At 40.5% G+C, this 17,092-nt stretch carries 20 protein-coding genes; all 20 read right to left on the reverse strand.

Annotated features, from left to right (window positions below; translation table 11 throughout):
• Nucleotide 1: 1 nt before the first annotated feature.
• The 20 genes from ACSBOP_RS12835 to fliJ all read right to left on the reverse strand — a co-directional run bounded on the left by ACSBOP_RS12835 (nucleotide 2) and on the right by fliJ (nucleotide 17,091).
• A complete protein-coding gene (locus ACSBOP_RS12835; RefSeq protein ID WP_442600927.1) occupies nucleotides 2-1,129 on the reverse strand; it encodes a protein-glutamate methylesterase/protein-glutamine glutaminase in 1,128 nt (375 codons plus the stop codon).
• A 44-nt stretch (nucleotides 1,130-1,173) separates the two neighbouring features.
• A complete protein-coding gene (locus tag ACSBOP_RS12840; RefSeq protein WP_442600928.1) occupies nucleotides 1,174-2,055 on the reverse strand; it encodes a MinD/ParA family protein in 882 nt (293 codons plus the stop codon).
• Nucleotides 2,048-3,316 (reverse strand): flagellar biosynthesis protein FlhF, encoded by a 1,269-nt coding sequence (gene flhF / locus ACSBOP_RS12845; RefSeq protein WP_442600929.1) that lies wholly within the window; start codon nucleotides 3,314-3,316, stop codon nucleotides 2,048-2,050. The genes ACSBOP_RS12840 and flhF overlap by 8 nt, the downstream gene beginning before the upstream one ends.
• Complete coding sequence (gene flhA / locus ACSBOP_RS12850) at nucleotides 3,313-5,346, reverse strand: flagellar biosynthesis protein FlhA (RefSeq protein ID WP_442600930.1); 2,034 nt, start codon at nucleotides 5,344-5,346, stop codon at nucleotides 3,313-3,315. Before flhA ends, flhF begins: the two co-directional genes overlap by 4 nt.
• Nucleotides 5,347-5,349: 3 nt before the next feature.
• Nucleotides 5,350-6,459, reverse strand: a complete 1,110-nt coding sequence (gene flhB, locus ACSBOP_RS12855; protein ID WP_442600931.1) for a flagellar biosynthesis protein FlhB — start codon at nucleotides 6,457-6,459, stop codon at nucleotides 5,350-5,352.
• 36 nt (nucleotides 6,460-6,495) lie between these two features.
• Nucleotides 6,496-7,281: a flagellar biosynthetic protein FliR gene (fliR, locus tag ACSBOP_RS12860; RefSeq protein ID WP_442600932.1), complete on the reverse strand. Its 786-nt coding sequence runs from the start codon at nucleotides 7,279-7,281 to the stop codon at nucleotides 6,496-6,498.
• A 12-nt stretch (nucleotides 7,282-7,293) separates the two neighbouring features.
• Nucleotides 7,294-7,563 (reverse strand): flagellar biosynthesis protein FliQ, encoded by a 270-nt coding sequence (gene fliQ, locus ACSBOP_RS12865; RefSeq protein WP_442600933.1) that lies wholly within the window; start codon nucleotides 7,561-7,563, stop codon nucleotides 7,294-7,296.
• Between the two features lie 13 nt (nucleotides 7,564-7,576).
• Complete coding sequence (fliP, locus tag ACSBOP_RS12870) at nucleotides 7,577-8,338, reverse strand: flagellar type III secretion system pore protein FliP (protein ID WP_442600934.1); 762 nt, start codon at nucleotides 8,336-8,338, stop codon at nucleotides 7,577-7,579.
• Nucleotides 8,335-8,949 carry a flagellar biosynthetic protein FliO gene (locus ACSBOP_RS12875; RefSeq protein WP_442600935.1) on the reverse strand — a complete coding sequence of 205 codons (615 nt, stop codon included), beginning with the start codon at nucleotides 8,947-8,949 and terminating at the stop codon, nucleotides 8,335-8,337. The genes fliP and ACSBOP_RS12875 overlap by 4 nt, the downstream gene beginning before the upstream one ends.
• A 41-nt stretch (nucleotides 8,950-8,990) precedes the next feature.
• Nucleotides 8,991-9,353, reverse strand: coding sequence for a response regulator (locus ACSBOP_RS12880; protein ID WP_442600936.1), 363 nt, complete (start codon nucleotides 9,351-9,353; stop codon nucleotides 8,991-8,993).
• 26 nt (nucleotides 9,354-9,379) lie between these two features.
• Nucleotides 9,380-10,636 (reverse strand): flagellar motor switch phosphatase FliY, encoded by a 1,257-nt coding sequence (fliY, locus tag ACSBOP_RS12885; protein ID WP_442600937.1) that lies wholly within the window; start codon nucleotides 10,634-10,636, stop codon nucleotides 9,380-9,382.
• Nucleotides 10,626-11,627: a flagellar motor switch protein FliM gene (fliM, locus tag ACSBOP_RS12890; protein ID WP_442600938.1), complete on the reverse strand. Its 1,002-nt coding sequence runs from the start codon at nucleotides 11,625-11,627 to the stop codon at nucleotides 10,626-10,628. Before fliM ends, fliY begins: the two co-directional genes overlap by 11 nt.
• A 43-nt stretch (nucleotides 11,628-11,670) precedes the next feature.
• Nucleotides 11,671-12,135: a flagellar basal body-associated FliL family protein gene (locus tag ACSBOP_RS12895; protein WP_442600939.1), complete on the reverse strand. Its 465-nt coding sequence runs from the start codon at nucleotides 12,133-12,135 to the stop codon at nucleotides 11,671-11,673.
• Nucleotide 12,136: 1 nt separating this feature from the next.
• The gene (locus ACSBOP_RS12900) at nucleotides 12,137-12,361 is read right to left on the reverse strand and encodes a flagellar FlbD family protein (protein ID WP_442604469.1); all 225 of its coding nucleotides are present in this window, start codon (nucleotides 12,359-12,361) and stop codon (nucleotides 12,137-12,139) included.
• Nucleotides 12,362-12,430: 69 nt separating this feature from the next.
• Nucleotides 12,431-13,243, reverse strand: a complete 813-nt coding sequence (gene flgG, locus ACSBOP_RS12905; protein ID WP_442600940.1) for a flagellar basal body rod protein FlgG — start codon at nucleotides 13,241-13,243, stop codon at nucleotides 12,431-12,433.
• Between the two features lie 86 nt (nucleotides 13,244-13,329).
• Nucleotides 13,330-13,722, reverse strand: coding sequence for a TIGR02530 family flagellar biosynthesis protein (locus ACSBOP_RS12910; RefSeq protein ID WP_442600941.1), 393 nt, complete (start codon nucleotides 13,720-13,722; stop codon nucleotides 13,330-13,332).
• Nucleotides 13,715-14,158 carry a flagellar hook capping FlgD N-terminal domain-containing protein gene (locus ACSBOP_RS12915; RefSeq protein WP_442600942.1) on the reverse strand — a complete coding sequence of 148 codons (444 nt, stop codon included), beginning with the start codon at nucleotides 14,156-14,158 and terminating at the stop codon, nucleotides 13,715-13,717. The genes ACSBOP_RS12910 and ACSBOP_RS12915 overlap by 8 nt, the downstream gene beginning before the upstream one ends.
• Before the next feature lie 40 nt (nucleotides 14,159-14,198).
• Nucleotides 14,199-15,659 carry a flagellar hook-length control protein FliK gene (locus ACSBOP_RS12920; protein WP_442600943.1) on the reverse strand — a complete coding sequence of 487 codons (1,461 nt, stop codon included), beginning with the start codon at nucleotides 15,657-15,659 and terminating at the stop codon, nucleotides 14,199-14,201.
• 30 nt (nucleotides 15,660-15,689) lie between these two features.
• Nucleotides 15,690-16,604 carry a magnesium transporter MgtE N-terminal domain-containing protein gene (locus ACSBOP_RS12925; RefSeq protein WP_442600944.1) on the reverse strand — a complete coding sequence of 305 codons (915 nt, stop codon included), beginning with the start codon at nucleotides 16,602-16,604 and terminating at the stop codon, nucleotides 15,690-15,692.
• A gap of 40 nt (nucleotides 16,605-16,644) precedes the next feature.
• Nucleotides 16,645-17,091, reverse strand: a complete 447-nt coding sequence (gene fliJ / locus ACSBOP_RS12930; RefSeq protein ID WP_442600945.1) for a flagellar export protein FliJ — start codon at nucleotides 17,089-17,091, stop codon at nucleotides 16,645-16,647.
• Nucleotide 17,092: the final 1 nt, after the last annotated feature.

Genomic DNA, 17,092 nt, shown 5'->3' on the forward strand with positions numbered 1-17,092 from the left:
TCTAAGATGTAGTTGGATCAGTTTGTACGATGTCAATAAGTTTCTGAGAAATTTTATACTGTGGGAGAATACAGTTGGCTGCATGAAGCATAACTGCGGTTCGTGGCATGCCATATACGACACAGGTTTCCTCTGCTTCTGCGATCGTTGTGTTTGCTCCACTTCGTAACAGTGCCAATAATCCTTTGGCTCCATCACTACCCATGCCAGTCATCAATACAGCATGCCGTTTCAATTCCTTGAGTGAGACAAGGGATTCAAATAAAATATCAACGGATGGCCGATGGCCTGTACGTGGCTCCTCCTTGGACAATTCAATGCGATAAGTGTTAGAAGAATGTTTGCGCATACGCATGTGCCATCCTCCTGGTGCTATGTATGCCGTGCCTGATACTACAATTTCTCCGTTTGTTGCCTCTACGACTCGAATGCAACAAACGTTATCAAGTCTTTGCGCGAGTGATTTGGTAAAATTCGGAGGCATATGTTGAACAATAAGTATAGGTGCTGCAAAATAAGCAGGAATTTGAGTTAGAACCTCATGCAAAGCTCTTGGTCCACCTGTCGAGGTTCCAATTGCAACAACATGCTCAAACTCTGAGCTAGGTTCAAGATGGACTTTCTCGTTTTTAAAAATAGCTGTCTGTTGTTTAACTGAATTCATGGATACCTGATTTGGTTTATCAATACGCGGTCCATCATTCTTCACAAAAGGAGCACGGTTAAATTTCATTTTTATTGCAATTTGCAGCTTATCGTGCAGCTGCGACTTTACTTTATATAAATCTAATGAGATGGAGCCAGATGGTTTGCATATAAAATCAACAGCACCATACTCCAATGCACGAATGGTTTCCGCTGCCCCTTCATTTGTTAGAGAACTTAGCATTAGTACGGGAGTCGGATGCTCGGCCATGATCTGTTTTAATGCATCCAGTCCATTCATAATTGGCATCTCAATATCCATTGTTACAACATCGGGACGCAGCAGCTTAATCTTTTCAATTGCTTCTTGACCATTTTTCGCGGTATCAATAACGGCGAAACGTTCATCTTCTACAATGAGGTCACTAATTATTTTACGCATGAAGACAGAGTCGTCGACGACAAGAACACGAAATGGTGCCATTTTATTCACCCTTATATGTAAGTATTGGATTTGCGGCGAGGTGATTATTTTTGCATCAAACGGAATATCTTACCGATAAAACCCTTCACACCGTTGGTATTGCTTTCCCCACTTACAAGATGAGACTGCCCAGAAATAAAATCATTGGCTATCCCATTAATGCTGCGAGTAGCTCCACAATGTGGAAATGCAATTGTAAATGGAATTTGCTGCTTAACCGCCTTGGATACATGTATGTCATCATCTACATAGCCAAGTGCAGGAATACTCAAGTTCAAAAACTGTTCAGCAACGAGTCGAATTTTGTCAGCAGTTTGTCGGCCTTCTTTGTGGTCAGTGACTCGATTAATGACAAGTTTAAATGAAACTTGGTGTCCCATACTATGGACCATTTTGATTAATGCATATGCATCTGTAATTGCGGTTGGTTCAGGTGTGGTTACGATAATCGTTTGTTGTGCCGCTAAGATAAATTTCAACGTTTCTTTCGATAACCCTGCACCAGTGTCAAAAATAATAAAATCTACATAGCCATTTAGTTGGTCTACTTGATTCGTAAAATAGTCTAATTCTTCTTCTGACATTGAAATTAAATCATTAAAACCTGAGCCACCTGAAATAAATTCAATCCCACAAGGACCTTTTTGAATAATATCCCAGATCGTTTTTTGTCGTTTTAATAGATGATATAAATTGTACTGCGGCGTCATTCCCATCAATACATCAATATTCGACATACCTAGATCTGCGTCAAAAATTAATACCTTAAGTCCTTTTGCTTGTAATGCCAGAGCCAAATTCAAAGTAAAATTGGATTTTCCGACACCACCTTTGCCGCTTGTCACAGTCAAAACACGAGTATTTCTTTTCTCACTGGATCCCTGATTTTGTACGAGGTTTCGTAAGATCTGTGCCTGATCATTCACCAGAATACTCCCCCAATATGAGATCAATTAACGCGTCTTCATTAAAAAGAATGATATCATCAGGTACGTTTTGACCATCTGTTACATACGAAATGGTTAGACCAAAGTCATGAACTAGATTTACAATTGGACCATAAGAATCGGTCTCATCCATCTTAGTTAAGAGCACTTTATCTAACTTAAATTTTGAAAAATGTTCAACAATAACCTTCATATCGCGATATTTTGTTGTCAAGCTAAGAACGAGATATGTTTCACTTTGTCCTTCAGATTGAAGTAATGCGTGGAGCTCCGAAACGTACATCTCATTACGGTAATTCCGTCCGGCTGTGTCCATAAAAATAACATCAATATCTTGGAGATTATGAAATGCTTTATTCAAATCCTGGGATGAAAACACAACTTCAAGAGGAACATTCAAAATGTTCGCGTACGTTTTAAGCTGCTCGATGGCTGCAATTCGATACGTATCCGATGTAATAAATCCCACTTTACGTCGGTCTTTAAGAACCTGTTCGGCAGCAAGTTTAGCAATCGTTGTCGTTTTCCCTACACCAGTTGGGCCTACAAAGTGCACAACGCGAGTTTGAGGATGCAGTGTTGCTTGTTGTTGCTTTTGGAATATAGCTTTAAGTTGAGATTTCAAGGAGTTTCTAATAAAGTTTTCGTCAAGATCAGTTCCTGTTGAATCACTTTCATCGATCACATTTTGTAGTAAAGTTTGAATGATCTCAGTGCTTATTTCTTGATCAATCATTCGATTCTCATACAGCTTTACAATTTCGGGAAGATCAATTTGTTGCCCCTTTTGGCTTGCAAGCGTCAATTTCTGCATCATTTCTTTCATCATCTTCATTTCCATCAATAATTGATCTTCAGCCCGTTTTCGGCTTGTTTCAACTGGATGGACTGATCGCTCAGGTTCTTGTGATGATGGATTTGATAATGGAGAAGGAACTATTGGCTGCTGATCAGTAATTTTTGTATCCGGAATAATAACAGGCGGGACTATCGGCTTAGGCTTCAAAGCAGGCACCATTGCCATAAAAGCATTTGCTGCTGCTTGTTCAGCCGCATTTGATTTACTTACTGACTCATCAATCGCTGCAACAACTTCGATTTTCTTTTTAGAGAAAAAGCCAAGGAATCCGCCTAGACGGATTTCCTTGGTGTTTAATATGACAGCATCGTTACCTAGTTCACTGCGTATTTTTTGTAGGGCATCTGGCATCGAATCGACGACATATCGTTTTACCCTCATAAATTAACAACTCCCACGCTTTGAATTTCAACACTCGGTTCGAGCTCGCTGTAGGACAAAACAGGAACCTCCTGCATGGAACGCTCTAATAATTGTCTTAAATACATCCGGATCGTAGGAGAAGTCAAAAGAAGCGGCTGGTGCCCAGATTGCATCATCTTCACAATTTGTTCGTTTACTTTGTGGTAAATGAGTTGTGAAGCTGAAGGATCAAGAGCTAAGTACGAACCTTGATCAGATTGCTGTACAGACTCCGATATTTTCTTTTCCAAGGATGGTCCTACTGTAATGACTTTGAGCGTATCGCCTGTCGTTGTGAATTGTTGTGTAATTTGTCTCGATAATGCCTGACGTACATATTCTGCAAGCACTTCAGGATCTTTCGTATATGTACCGTAATCTGCTAAGGATTCTAAGATCGTTACAAGATCACGCACAGAAACTTTTTCACGAAGCAGCTTGTTCAGTACTTTTTGAATCTCACCAATGGAGAGTACATTTGGAATGAGATCGTCCACAAGTGCAGGATATGTTTCTCTAACATTATCAATGAGAGTCTTCGTTTCTTGACGACCAAGTAATTCATTCGCATGCTTCTTAATCACTTCCGTCAAGTGTGTCGCTACAACGGAAGGTGGATCTACAACGGTGTAACCTGACAACTCTGCTCTTTCTTTTGTTGCTTCATCAATCCAGAGTGCAGGGAATCCGAACGCTGGTTCCTTCGTTTCAATCCCAGAAATCGATTCATCCTCAATTCCAGGACTCATTGCTAGATAGTGATTAAGTAACAATTCATCTCTAGCAACCGTGTTGCCTTTGATTTTGATAATGTACTCATTTGGTCTCAATTGAATATTGTCACGAATACGAATCACGGGAACAACAATACCTAGCTCTAGCGCACATTGTCTACGGATGAGAATAATACGATCCAGCAAATCCCCGCCCTGCTGAGCATCGGCTAGTGGAATTAAACCATAGCCAAACTCGAACTCAATTGGATCGACTTGAAGGAGTGAAATCACACTTTCTGGTGAACGTACTTCTTCAATTTGTTGTTCTTCCACTGCATGTTCGTCTTCAACCTGCTTACGGTCGAGATTTTGCTGCATTCGATATCCGCTATAGGCAAGTAGAATTCCAATTGGAATCGTGACATACCAATGAATCGGCGTAAAAATACCAAGAAAAGTAAGTGTAGCTGCTACGATATACAATAACTTAGGATGAGCGGTGATTTGCGATGTAATATCATGCCCTAAGTTACCATCTGAAGCAGCTCGGGTCACAATAATACCTGCTGAGGTAGAGATCAGCAAGGCTGGGATTTGAGACACAAGTCCGTCCCCAATCGTCAAAATACCATAGGTTTGCAATGCCTCTCCAATTGAGAAGCCTTTCATCGTCATGCCGATAATCAATCCGCCGAGAATATTGATAATCAGCATGATGATCCCCGCAATGGCGTCCCCTTTTACGAACTTAGACGCACCATCCATAGCTCCATAAAAATCTGCTTCGCGTTCAATATTTCGTCTACGCTCGCGAGCTTGAACCTCATTAATCATGCCCGCATTCAAATCTGCATCAATACTCATTTGTTTACCAGGCATCGCATCGAGGGTAAATCGTGCCGCAACCTCTGCAACCCGCTCAGAACCCTTTGTAATGACGATAAACTGGACAAGTACGAGAATGAAGAAAACAACAAATCCGACAACTAGGCTTCCCCCTGCAACGAACGAACCAAAAGTTTCAACAACGGAACCCGCTTTTGCTTCTGATAAAATGTTACGTGTTGTCGAGATGTTGAGCGCAAGTCGAAACAGTGTTGTAATCAATAACAGAGATGGAAAAATGGAAAACTCGAGAGCATTTTGCGTATTCATACCTACAAGCAATATTAGTAATGCGGCAGAAATGTTAATAATCAAAAGAAAGTCGAGTAAATGGATATTGACAGGCACTACCATCATTAAAACAATACCGATAACCCCTAAAAGTACGACTAAGTCTCTTGTTTTCATGCTTTACGCCCTCCTCTCCCGGCTAGCTCCTTTGCCTTTTGTTTTATACACGTACGCTAGCACTTCAGCTACCGCTTGGAACAACTCTGCCGGAATCGATGAACCAATTTCAACTTGCGCGTATAGAGCACGAGCTAAGGGTTTGTTTTCCATCGTCACAATGCCATGTTCTCTCGCTTTTTCTTTGATTTTTTGTGCGACGTAATCTGTTCCTTTTGCAATAACAGTTGGCGCATCCATTTTTCCCGATTCATATTTAATCGCGATTGCAAAGTGAGTCGGGTTCGTAATAATAACATCCGCTTTAGGAATTTCCTGCATCATCCGCATAAGCGCCATACGCCGCTGCTTTTCCTTGATCTTCCCTTTGATGAGCGGGTCCCCTTCGGATTTCTTATATTCGTCTTTAATATCTTGCTTGGACATACGCAAGCTTTTTTCGTACTCAAACTTTTGATACATGTAATCAAATACAGCCAGTGCAATCAGAATAGCTCCAATCTTAATTCCCAACATAAGCGTAATCGACGAAACATAAGACAACGACTGTTCGATTGGGACATGGCTGATTGTTAGCAGCTTATCTTTCTCACTCCACAATGTTACATAGACGACTATACCAATGACTAGTGTTTTCAAAATAGACTTCACAAACTCAATCATCGATCGAAGTGAAAAAATACGTTTAAATCCTTCTAATGGATTCAGCTTACTCAGCTTAATCATAAGCGGCTTTCCTGTAAACAGAATACCTACCTGTGCATAATTGGCAACCAATGCGATCACTAATGTCAGTAAAAGGATCGGTGCTATAATCATGAAGCTGTCATACAATAAATTTGTAAAATAAGCTTGTATATTCTCCATCGTTAGGTCCATCAATAAACGATTATTGAGCGTATCATTCATGAGGTCTATGAGCTTATTCTTCATGCTACCACCATATAGGAAAAAGAACAGGAAGGTGAAAAATAAGATAAATGCAGCTGGCAGCTCCATGCTTTTTGCTACTTGACCCTTTTCACGTGCTTCCTGCCTTTTCTTAGGCGTTGCACGCTCTGTTTTCTCTTGAGAAAACAACTGTAAATCAAGCTCCAAAGCATATGACTTCATGGTTAATCTCACTCCCACCAGGACTTCAATGAATGATTACGACTTACCTGCGATGACATTCATCAAATTCTCCATCGTACGGAACATGTTCACGAATAAATCATGAAAAATCGTTAACATCTCAGGCAGTAGAATAGCGACAAGTGCAACACCAACAATGATTTTTAATGGAACACCGATAACAAAAATATTAAACTGTGGAGCAACTCGCGTTAGCAAACCAAGTCCAACATCCGTTAAAAACAAAACTGCAACAACCGGTGCCGCAATCTGGAATGCCAACCCAAAAACTTTCGAGAACGTTTGGACGATAAAGGTCGATATCTGCCCGTCATACATTTTTGCAAACGTGTCATTCATAATCGGTATCCAGTCATAGCTATCCATAATCGCTTGTAATAACATGTGATGGGCATTGAAAGCGAAAAATAACATCACAGCAAGCATGAATTTTAAGTTACCTAACAGCGGAGCAGATGCTCCTGTCATCGGATCGATAATGTTAGATAAACCAAAGCCAATTTGTATATCCATAAATGATCCTGCAATCTGGACAACTGTGAAAAATATATAAGCAACAAAACCGAGCAGCACACCAACCAACGTTTCACGTATGATTGCAAATACAAACTGCCAATCAAGCGGGACCGGTTTATCTGTTCCAATTGCTGCAAACACGATAAACGAAATCATCACAGCTAATCCAATCTTAAATTGCATGGGCACATTTCGCGAAGAAAAGACAGGTGTTACGACAAAAAAAGCGCTAATTCGACACAAAACAAGCAGAAATGTAGGGAGAAGTTGATAAAATAGCTCCATCTATTTCACAACCTACCCGATGTATTTATAAAGATTATTTAAAATGTCATACGTAAAATCAACTAGAGTCGTCATGATCCAAGGTCCAAATAGCAGCAAAGCAAGGAGTACAGCTACAATTTTAGGTACAAAAGCAAGTGTCTGCTCTTGAATTTGTGTCGTTGCTTGAAAAATACTAATTATAAGTCCCACACCCAAAGCGATAAGCAGCATAGGTGCACTTGCCTTCAAAACGGTAAACACAGCCTCGCCAGCGATACGAATTACGAACTCCGGACTCATATATTCCCTCCACTCATGAATAGCTCAGAAGCAATGACTTCACAACCAAGTACCAGCCATCCACAAGAATGAACAGTAGTATCTTGAAAGGTAATGAGATCATAACCGGTGGCAGCATCATCATCCCCATTGCCATCAGGGTCGATGCAATGATCATATCAATGACAAGGAATGGAATAAAAATCATGAATCCCATCGTGAACGCTGATTTCAATTCGGAAATTGCATATGCAGGAACCAAAGTTGTAAGTTGTACATCCTCTGGCCCAGTTGGAGCATCCGCTTTTGTATAATCGACGAAAAGTTTAAGATCTTTCGTTCGCGTATGTTCCCACATGAACTTTTTCATTGGAATAGCAGCTTTCTCAAGTGCAACTGTCTGATTGATTTCACCCTTTATATAAGGCTGTATTGCGGTTTGATTCACTTCACCAAGTGTAGGAGCCATAATAAAAAAGGTAAGGAATAATGCAAGTCCAACAAGCACCTGATTGGGAGGCATCTGTTGTGTTCCAAGTGATGTTCGAACAAAGCCGAGTACGATTACAATGCGTGTGAAACTTGTCATTAAGATCAAAATCGATGGAGCTAGGCTTAACACAGTTAATAGCAGCAGTAGAGAAATTGTACTTGATGCACCTTCTGCACCCGTAGAAGATCCAATATTCAAGTTTATGCCTGGTATTGTATCGGCTGCTAAAGCAGTACTAACTCCGAACGAAAACATCATGACACATGCAACCGTAAGTAAAATAAGCAGTCTCTTTTTTTTCATTCGTCATTCAACCGATCTGCATCTGTTTGCTTTTGCTGTAATATTTGTTCAACCCTTTTATTGCGACTTTGCGTATGCTGCATTTTCTCAACTAATACTTGTTGAAAAGAGGCTGTTAAATCCTCCTCAATTGGAGGATCCTCTTTTTTCTTCTGCAATTTTTGAAGCCACTGAGCTACAGAAGGAAACTGCGGTGAGGCAGTTCGTTCTGCAAGGACTTCAGTTATGTAAGCTATTTCCTCTGGATCTTCAATCTTATCCAACACTCGTATGTCGTTACCGACACCAACTATGTATAAGAAATGACCTAGCTCAACAATTTGAATCGATTTATTAGGACCGAGCGGGACGCCTCCCATTGATCGAACTGACCTGCCAGATCGGGTCAAACGATTTTTCTTCGATAACAGCTTGATCGTTACATAAAAGAGGGCAAGCATTAACAGCAAAACCCCAATAACTTTCAACAGCATAACGAAGTTATCTAAACCACTGTTATACTTTCCACCATCGGTCTGTCCCTCATTTGCATAAGCAACAGCTGAAAATGAAACGAAAAAAGCCGCAACGATAGGCGTCAAAATATGTAGTTTTGCGGTCAAACGTTTCAACGGTCACATTCCCTTCGGCTAAGTTATGATTTGCTAACGTATTAGCCTAGTGTCTTTTTGATAGCTTCAATTACACGGTCAGCCTGGAACGGCTTCACAATAAAGTCTTTTGCTCCTGCTTGAATTGCATCAATAACCATGGCTTGTTGACCCATAGCAGAGCACATAATAACTTTAGCATTTGCATCGATATTTTTGATTTCTTTCAATGCTTGGATACCGTCCATTTCTGGCATCGTAATATCCATCGTAATTAAATCGGGGTGCAGTTCTTTATATTTCTCAATAGCCTGTGCACCATCATTGGCTTCTCCACAAACTTCATAACCATTCTTTGTTAAAATATCACGGATCATCATTCTCATAAATGCAGCATCATCAACAATTAAAATTCGGTTTGCCATTGTAAATACAGTCCTCCTAAAATGAGTTATCTAATCTTTTGCATGCGGTCCCATTGACTCACAATATCAGTAACACGTACTCCGAAGTTTTCGTCGATTACGACTACCTCACCTTTAGCAATCAATTTATTGTTGACTAATATATCAACAGGTTCACCTGCTAGTTTGTCTAACTCGATGATTGATCCTTGTGACAACTCCAAGATTTCTTTAATCTCTTTATGTGTTCTTCCTAATTCAACTGTTACTTTAAGTGGGATATCAAGTAATAGACCCAAATTCGTTGCATCCACTTGATCATAACCTCCTGCCGGTAAATCAGCGAATTGTGCAGGTTGAACATGTACATTGCGATTAGGCATTCCGCCATAAGCAACAGGCTGATGTGTCGGCATTGGTGTTTGCTGATACATCGGAGCTTGATAACCAGGATCATACGGTGGCTGTTGTGAGAAATTCGGTACAGCCGGTTGATTATATTGGTTATGCGTCGGTGCTATATTCGGAGTGTGTGGTGCAGTCTCTTGAACTCGATTCGGCTCTGGTGTTGATTGAACTACTGGCTGCGATTGAGCAGGCTGAGCTTCAGCTTGCACGTTCGTATCTCCAATTAAAGTTGTAACCATCTCACGAGCAAAATCGATTGGGAGCAGCTGCATAATATTAGAGTCAATTAAATCGCCAATCGTTAAACGAAAGGACACCTTTATTAATACGTCTTCCTGAGGCAATTTCCCTTCTCCCTCAGGCAAATTTAATATGTCAATTCCTGGAGGGGAAATATTGACAAATCGATTGAAGATCGTAGACATCGATGTTGCAGATGAACCCATCATTTGATTCATCGCTTCTTGTACAGCGCTAATGTGGATTTCAGACAAATCATCATTTGCAGGATGTCCATCTCCACCCATCATCAAATCCGCAATAACTTGAGCATCTCGGGTCTGAATGACGAGCAAATTAATCCCATTAAATCCTTCTACATAATTAACGTGTACAGCAACATGTGGTCTTGGAAACTCACGAATTAATTGTTCTTTTGCAATAACAGAAACTTGAGGAGTCGTAATTTCTACTTTTTTCCCAAGTAATGTTGAAAGGGCTGTTGCAGCAGATCCAAAGGTGATGTTACCAATTTCACCTAGTGCATCTTGTTCAAGCATGGACAAATAATTCTCAACTAAGGGATTAGGGTCAACATCATCGCTTGTTGGAGTATCATTCGTTTGTTTTAACAAAGCGTCAATTTCTTCCTGTGATAAATAATCCTTACCCGTCATTCTCCTCAACCCCTTCATCTCTGACGATTTCTGTAATTTGAACGGCCATCTTCCCTTTTACCGTACCAGGACTGCCTAAGTATTTTAGAAGTTCACCGACCTTCAGGTCAAGTGGCATATCAACTGACTTATCTAGCTTAATCACATCGCCTTGACTTAAGTTCAAAAATTCATTAATCGTAATTTGCGATGCACCGAGTTCTGCAATTATTGGCAGCTCCGCTTTTGTTAAACGAGTTTGTAAGGCGTCAATTTCTTCTTGTGCTCTCGTCTTTTTCTGGGAAACAAACCAATGATGTACGGATAACTTAGGCATGATCGGTTCAATTACAACATGAGGGATACATAGATTAATCATCCCTGTCGTGTCACCAATTTTCGTACTTAACGAAATAAGAGCAATTGTCTCATTGGGTGATACAATCTGCATGAATTGAGGATTCGTCTCTAATGCCTCAAGTCTTGGTTGTAGATCAATAATGGTCTTCCACGCCTCTTGAAGACTTTCAAATGCTCTTGAGAAAATACGTTCGATCACGATTGTTTCAATCTCTGTTAAAGCTGTAATTTTAGTAGGAGATACACCAACCCCACCGAGCAGGCGATCCAGCATAGCAAATGCTACGTTTGGGTGAACCTCAAGAACCATTCTTCCTTCCAAAGGTTCTGCTTCGAAAATGTTTAAAATGGTCATTTTAGGGATGGAGCGAATAAATTCGTCGTAAGGCAGCTGCTCAACTTGGACCACATTAATTTGTACAAATGTACGAAGCTGTGCTGAGAAATACGTCGTTAAATAACGAGCGAAATTTTCATGAATCCGAGTTAAGCTGCGGATATGATCTTTAGAAAAGCGAACAGCCCTTTTGAAATCATAAGCTCGTACTTTCTTCTCTGACTCTTCCTTCTTTAATTCCTCAGCATCCATTTCACCGGAAGACAGAGCAGCCAGCAAGGCGTCAATTTCATTTTGCGATAACACATCAACCATCGAAGTCACCCCCTTCATGTAAAGCTTAATATACCATGAAAAGCTACTGAATCACTTTATCCGTGATTGAGATCTGCTTGATTGTTCCTCGTTTAAGCAGCGGATTCAATCGATTTATCAAGGTAGCTATAAGATTATCATTCCCTTTGCTTCCTTGTAATTGATCCACTGTCATGTCATTTAATGTTTTGATAATCGTACCTTTTACCTGCGAATCAAGTAAATTTTCAAAGTCTTCCTTTGTTTTCGAGTTTTCCAATTCAAAAGCTAGTGAAATTCTTACAACACTTGTAATTGGCATTAGGTTAGTTGCAATTTCTTTTACAATTACGGTATTATCTTTCATTTCTTTTGTGCTGAGTGATTTCGAAGATTTTGCTTCGGTCGTCGCCGGTGTTCCAGACGCACTACTTTTATCCATGTAATTCCATATAAAGAAAGAGGCAACCAAGATTAACGTAATCGATACTAAAATAATAATAACCATAGATAATAGACGATTTTTCATATTAAGAATCCTCCTTTGTGTCATGTGACAAAACGGCAGCTCGAACAGTGCCAATGTCCTGCATATATTGCTGTACAAGCTCGATCACCACAGCTGCTTTTTCAAGCACCGTAATCTTTTTGCTGGTTGTCAGCGTAATCATCGTATCCGGAGTCTCCTCGATCGTTTCTATTAAAATCGCATTGACTATGATCTTTTTACCGTTAAGACGCGTAAGAGAAATCATCATTCTCCTCCAAATATTGGGTTGGGGAGAATGATTCTCCCCATTACCTTAATCTACAAAATCAAACTATTATCGCTTCAAATTAACAACTTCTTGAAGTACTTCATCTGAAGTTGTAATGATCCTGGAGTTCGCTTGGAAACCACGTTGTGCGACGATCATTTCAGTGAATTCAGCTGTTAGATCGACGTTGGACATTTCAAGTGCTCCTGAAATGAGAGCGCCCAGACCCTCTTTCATTGGTTCGCCAACTTCAGTTCCATTCGGATCTTCCACAGCGTTTTGATTCATCTTATATAAGTTGCCCCCAACCTTCTCAAGACCTGATGGATTGACAACATTCACTAAACCAATAACTTTATCATTTGAAGTTGAGCCATCTTTTTTCTTTTCTACGATTTGCCCTGTTTTCGAAATCGCAAATGCCTCAGTTTCTGAATCTAATGTAATCGGATTGCCTCCAGGTCCAAGAACGAACAATCCGTCTGCGTTAACTAATTGGCGTTTTGCGTCCAATGTGAAGTTACCGGCACGACTAAGTAAAAGTGGGCCACTATCTGTTTCTCTTAAAGCAAAGAATCCGTCACCATCAATACGTACATCAGTTGGAACATTTGTTGTCATTGCACTTCCTGGTGTATGGATATTATCAATTGCCGATACTGCAACACCCAAACCGATTTGCTTGGCGTTTACACCACCGACTGTGCCATCTTGTGGAGCTGTAATACCTGAGACTGTTTGACTCAAAATATCTTTAAACATAACGCGGCTGCCCTTATAGCCTACCGTGTTCACGTTAGCGATATTATTACCAATAACGTCAAGCTTTGTTTGAAAACCTCTCATACCAGAAACACCAGAATACATGGACCTTAACATGGAAAATCCTCCATTTCGTATCACCTATTATTGAATCCCGCTTCGATCGATCCGCGGAATAATGGGCTTCCCTATCGGGTCCGGCCCTATGAAATAATAACTGTACTATCAATTTGAGTGAACACATTATCCTTCATGGATTGTCCATCCATTGCCGTAATGACTGTCCGATTCGGTACATTTACAATAAGTGCAGTACCTCCAAGAACCATGAGCGTATCCTTTGCGCCTTTTGCAGCAGCCATATCTATTGCATTCTCAAGCTTAGCAAGCTGATCAGGCTTAATTTCAATACCTCTTTGTTGGAGGCGCATTTCAGCATGTTGACTAAACCGAACAAATTGCTTATCTAAAATGTGCTGAAACGGAGTTGTTCTAGCTCCTGTGCTAATACCTTTGTCAGCAGCAGATGCTTTGCGTAGTGTGGATGGATGAATGCCATTTGGATACAACTGTCCAATGGTTATTTTATCAGCCATTTTTTTCCTCTGGATTTTCAATCTTAATGACTTTATCCAAAGGAATTTCCTCTCCTTTCACACTCGCATATTGAACACCGCCACGAATTAGGATCGAATCCACAACCCCTGACTTTGGAGTTAGCTCGCCTTTTTCATCCTTATTCATCCAAGTCACTGATTTTCCTATTAATGAAGATGCAGATCCAAGGGATTGTCTCAGCAATTTTAATTCGCTCGTCATGTTCCCAAGTTGCTCAACTGAGGTAAACTGAGCCATTTGTGCGATAAACTCTTTATCCTGCATAGGCTGCATAGCATCTTGATTCTGAAGCTGAGTAATCAGCAACTTTAGAAAATCATCTTTTCCGAGCACAGAACCTGGTTCTTTCTTGGGCTGACCTGATGCAGGCTTACCGATAACATCCTTTGGATTTACAAAAATGGGATCTGCCATATCTTACACACTCCTTCCTTTGTTATTGCACATTCATCGATTATACAGAAGCTTGGAAAAGACCGCCGGAGCTATTTGATCTCACTCGTTCTTTGGCAGCTGCAATATCTGCTAGAAGTTCGCTTTCTTCTGTGGTGTATGTAGCACTACTTATCGAAGTATCGCTTGCTTTTCCAGAGTTTCGATCCTGCTGGAATGCTTGTTGACGCTGCTGCTGATTATGAAACATAGATGAGCCAAGTTGACTACTCTGAGCAACCTCTAGTTTGTCTACCTGTAATCCTTGATTTTGCAGCATTTGCCTCAGTTGAGGAAGCTGACTTTCAAGTAATTCTTTGGCTGCTGCTGTTTGCGCAGCAAATTGAGCCATCATATGACCGTTTTGCATTGTAATTTTGACATCAACAAGTCCTAAATGTTGAGGATATAAGCTTAACTTTGCTTCGGAAAATCCTTCTCCAAGCTTAACTTGAAGTGATTTCACAACAAATCGACTCATTTCTTCGGCAAAATTAGCAGCATTCATCGATGTAGTTGTTGCTTTTGCAACCTCATTTGCAGTTCCCGTAAGTTCCTTAAGCACATTACCCGCTTGCAAAACAACATTGTTAGTTGCATCATCAGCAAGGATTGGTGCATCCTGGAGTGCAGACTCACTAGTCTCTGGATTTACGAGTTGTGCAGCGCTTAATGCTCCTTTGGAAGTCAAAATTTCAAGACCCGAGCTACTTTTGGTTGTAACCGCTGTAAAATGAACTGATTCTGTCGAAGCAGCACTCTTTCCTTCTGAAGATTCTGGCTTAACAGTAGTTGTGTTTAGCTTATTAACAAGCCTACTTGAATCTTCCTGCTTATCTACGGCTGTTAAAGCGTTCGATTGAATCGCAGAAGTGAGTGGGGCATTATTGGACACACCTGATGCAACCGCTTCTTGATGTGGTGCTAATGCCGCTTGAAGCTGCGCTTGAAGATGTTGCACAAAAGGTTGATCTGGCTGCTGCTCAAGCAATTGAGCAAATTTCAATAACACTTGTTGCAGTTGAGCAGACTGAACTTCTGTCCCTTCTAACGGGATATTTAGCCCTGCATTTAACTGAAACGCTTGCTTGTTATTGAGCCCCTTCGTTGTGTCTAATGCCTGCATCAGTGTCATTGCATCTTGCAACCATTGTTGAACATTCGGATCTGCTAACAGTTCCTGAGTTAATTCTGGGTTGTTCTGAAGCGTCTGTACAAGCTGATCTGCTGTATTCAAGTCACCTTGGTTATCTTGAATTGGCTGAATGGTAGGTGGTAAAACAGATAACGCCATCAATACACTCATATTCGTATCCAATTGCTCATTGGATGGGCTTGTTCCAACTTGAGAAACAAGAAGTCCAGCAAAAACATCTTTTCCAGTTACCCCAGATAAATTGCTATTTTGCTTACTGCCTGACGTTGTTGCATTCCCTGTTGTCGTTGGTGTAGCTATTGATAAAGCTGGCATTTGCGCGTTCATTATTTTTTCACCTCCTTTCAGTGCACGTCATTACTTCGCTAACAATTCTGCAATGTTAGCAGCTACATCTTTTTTCTGATCTGTCATCGCGGACATTACCCGAGCACGGGAGCCTGCATCCATAGATGTTAGAATCGTTTTGACTTTCGCTGGAGTAACATCGTACATTTCAAGCAGTAAACTTGCAGCACTCTTCGGGATCATATTAGAAAAAGTTTGTCCAAGATCATCAGATGTGATGGACTTTCCTTTATTCGCAGCATCTTGAGTACGTTTCAGACGTTCGTCCTGAGCAGCAATTTCAAGATCTCTCAGAGTTGCTCCATCTTTTAAAGCAATGGACACTTCTGCAGCTTTTTTCGGATCCATTTTTTCTAAAACTTTCACACGATCATCTGATTTCATCATTGTCAGAACAAGAACAGATTCCTTCGAAGTCATATTCTCTAGAATTGGTGCTGCTTTACTAGGATTCATTTTAGCAAATAGGCTTGAGAGTTCTTGAACTTGCTTCGTAAAATCCACGTCACTTTGCGTCTTGCTCTTTATCTTATCTTCCAAAGCAGCGTTTTTAGCTTGTAAGTCTTTAACCTCATCATCTTTTTGAGACATATTGCCATTTGTTTGCTCGATATTCTTTTCCAGTTCTGCTATTTTTCCATTTAACTGGTCGATTGTATCATCTTTTGCTTTCACATTCTGTTCATTAGATGGCTTCGATTTGCTATCTGCCGCTTTTTCTGTAGGTGCCGGTATAAGTTTACCAATACCTGGGATATTATGAAGCGCATTTTGTACCCCGCGCATAACATCAAAGTCTAAAATGGTTAACAAAACACCTAACAATACAGCCGTAAAAACGATAGGTATCAGAAACCAGATTAGAAATCGCTCCAATGCTCCATAAGAAGAGGAGCTCTCTGTCTCCGTATTGGTGTTTGCCATCCCTATCCATTCCCCCCTACCTCATGCAATCTTCTTCTTTTTATACAGATGACATTCTTAAGAACCGACTAGAAGCCATCTCATCAAGAAGGTTTTGTTCCTTTTTTAGTTGAGTTGTCATGTAAAGTTGATATGCTTTCTCGCGAGCCTTGACCCAGACTTTCTCGTCAACCATTCGATTCGTCAGTTCGTCTTGATCTTTCGATACTCTTTTCTTAGCGATGTGTACATCCTGACTCTTCCTCTTGATCTGATTGTCCAGAAATTCAGCATAGTGCTGCATTTGAACCATCTGCGAGATCGGAATACGTTGGCTGGATACCTGATTCATTCGATCCATGACTTCATCATGACTATCTATTAATTCTTTTAATGAGTATTCTTCCTGCTGTAATTGACCAATTGATAGTGATAATTCTCTTTCCGCTTGATTTCGCTCTGACTCTTTTAGATCTAGAATCCCTTGAAACGTATAGCGAAAGCCCATT

It is taken from the genome of Paenibacillus sp. KN14-4R (assembly GCF_052180255.1).
GTDB lineage: Bacteria > Bacillota > Bacilli > Paenibacillales > NBRC-103111 > Paenibacillus_AM.

Excerpts from the sequence above, each read along its gene's own strand:
- ACSBOP_RS12835 (WP_442600927.1), bottom strand. The coding sequence starts at position 1,129 with ATGGCACCATTTCGTGTTCTTGTCGTCGACGACTCTGTCTTCATGCGT.
- flhB (WP_442600931.1), bottom strand. The coding sequence starts at position 6,459 with ATGAAGTCATATGCTTTGGAGCTTGATTTACAGTTGTTTTCTCAAGAG.
- flhF (WP_442600929.1), bottom strand. The coding sequence starts at position 3,316 with ATGAGGGTAAAACGATATGTCGTCGATTCGATGCCAGATGCCCTACAA.
- ACSBOP_RS12900 (WP_442604469.1), bottom strand. The coding sequence starts at position 12,361 with ATGATTTCTCTTACGCGTCTTAACGGTAAAAAGATCATAGTCAATGCG.
- fliR (WP_442600932.1), bottom strand. The coding sequence starts at position 7,281 with ATGGAGCTATTTTATCAACTTCTCCCTACATTTCTGCTTGTTTTGTGT.
- ACSBOP_RS12895 (WP_442600939.1), bottom strand. The coding sequence starts at position 12,135 with ATGAAAAATCGTCTATTATCTATGGTTATTATTATTTTAGTATCGATT.
- ACSBOP_RS12910 (WP_442600941.1), bottom strand. The coding sequence starts at position 13,722 with ATGGCTGATAAAATAACCATTGGACAGTTGTATCCAAATGGCATTCAT.
- fliP (WP_442600934.1), bottom strand. The coding sequence starts at position 8,338 with ATGAAAAAAAAGAGACTGCTTATTTTACTTACGGTTGCATGTGTCATG.
- fliQ (WP_442600933.1), bottom strand. The coding sequence starts at position 7,563 with ATGAGTCCGGAGTTCGTAATTCGTATCGCTGGCGAGGCTGTGTTTACC.
- ACSBOP_RS12920 (WP_442600943.1), bottom strand. The coding sequence starts at position 15,659 with ATGAACGCGCAAATGCCAGCTTTATCAATAGCTACACCAACGACAACA.
- fliM (WP_442600938.1), bottom strand. The coding sequence starts at position 11,627 with ATGGTTGATGTGTTATCGCAAAATGAAATTGACGCCTTGCTGGCTGCT.
- ACSBOP_RS12880 (WP_442600936.1), bottom strand. The coding sequence starts at position 9,353 with ATGGCAAACCGAATTTTAATTGTTGATGATGCTGCATTTATGAGAATG.
- fliY (WP_442600937.1), bottom strand. The coding sequence starts at position 10,636 with ATGACGGGTAAGGATTATTTATCACAGGAAGAAATTGACGCTTTGTTA.
- ACSBOP_RS12915 (WP_442600942.1), bottom strand. The coding sequence starts at position 14,158 with ATGGCAGATCCCATTTTTGTAAATCCAAAGGATGTTATCGGTAAGCCT.
- flgG (WP_442600940.1), bottom strand. The coding sequence starts at position 13,243 with ATGTTAAGGTCCATGTATTCTGGTGTTTCTGGTATGAGAGGTTTTCAA.
- flhA (WP_442600930.1), bottom strand. The coding sequence starts at position 5,346 with ATGAAAACAAGAGACTTAGTCGTACTTTTAGGGGTTATCGGTATTGTT.
- ACSBOP_RS12925 (WP_442600944.1), bottom strand. The coding sequence starts at position 16,604 with ATGGCAAACACCAATACGGAGACAGAGAGCTCCTCTTCTTATGGAGCA.
- fliJ (WP_442600945.1), bottom strand. The coding sequence starts at position 17,091 with ATGGGCTTTCGCTATACGTTTCAAGGGATTCTAGATCTAAAAGAGTCA.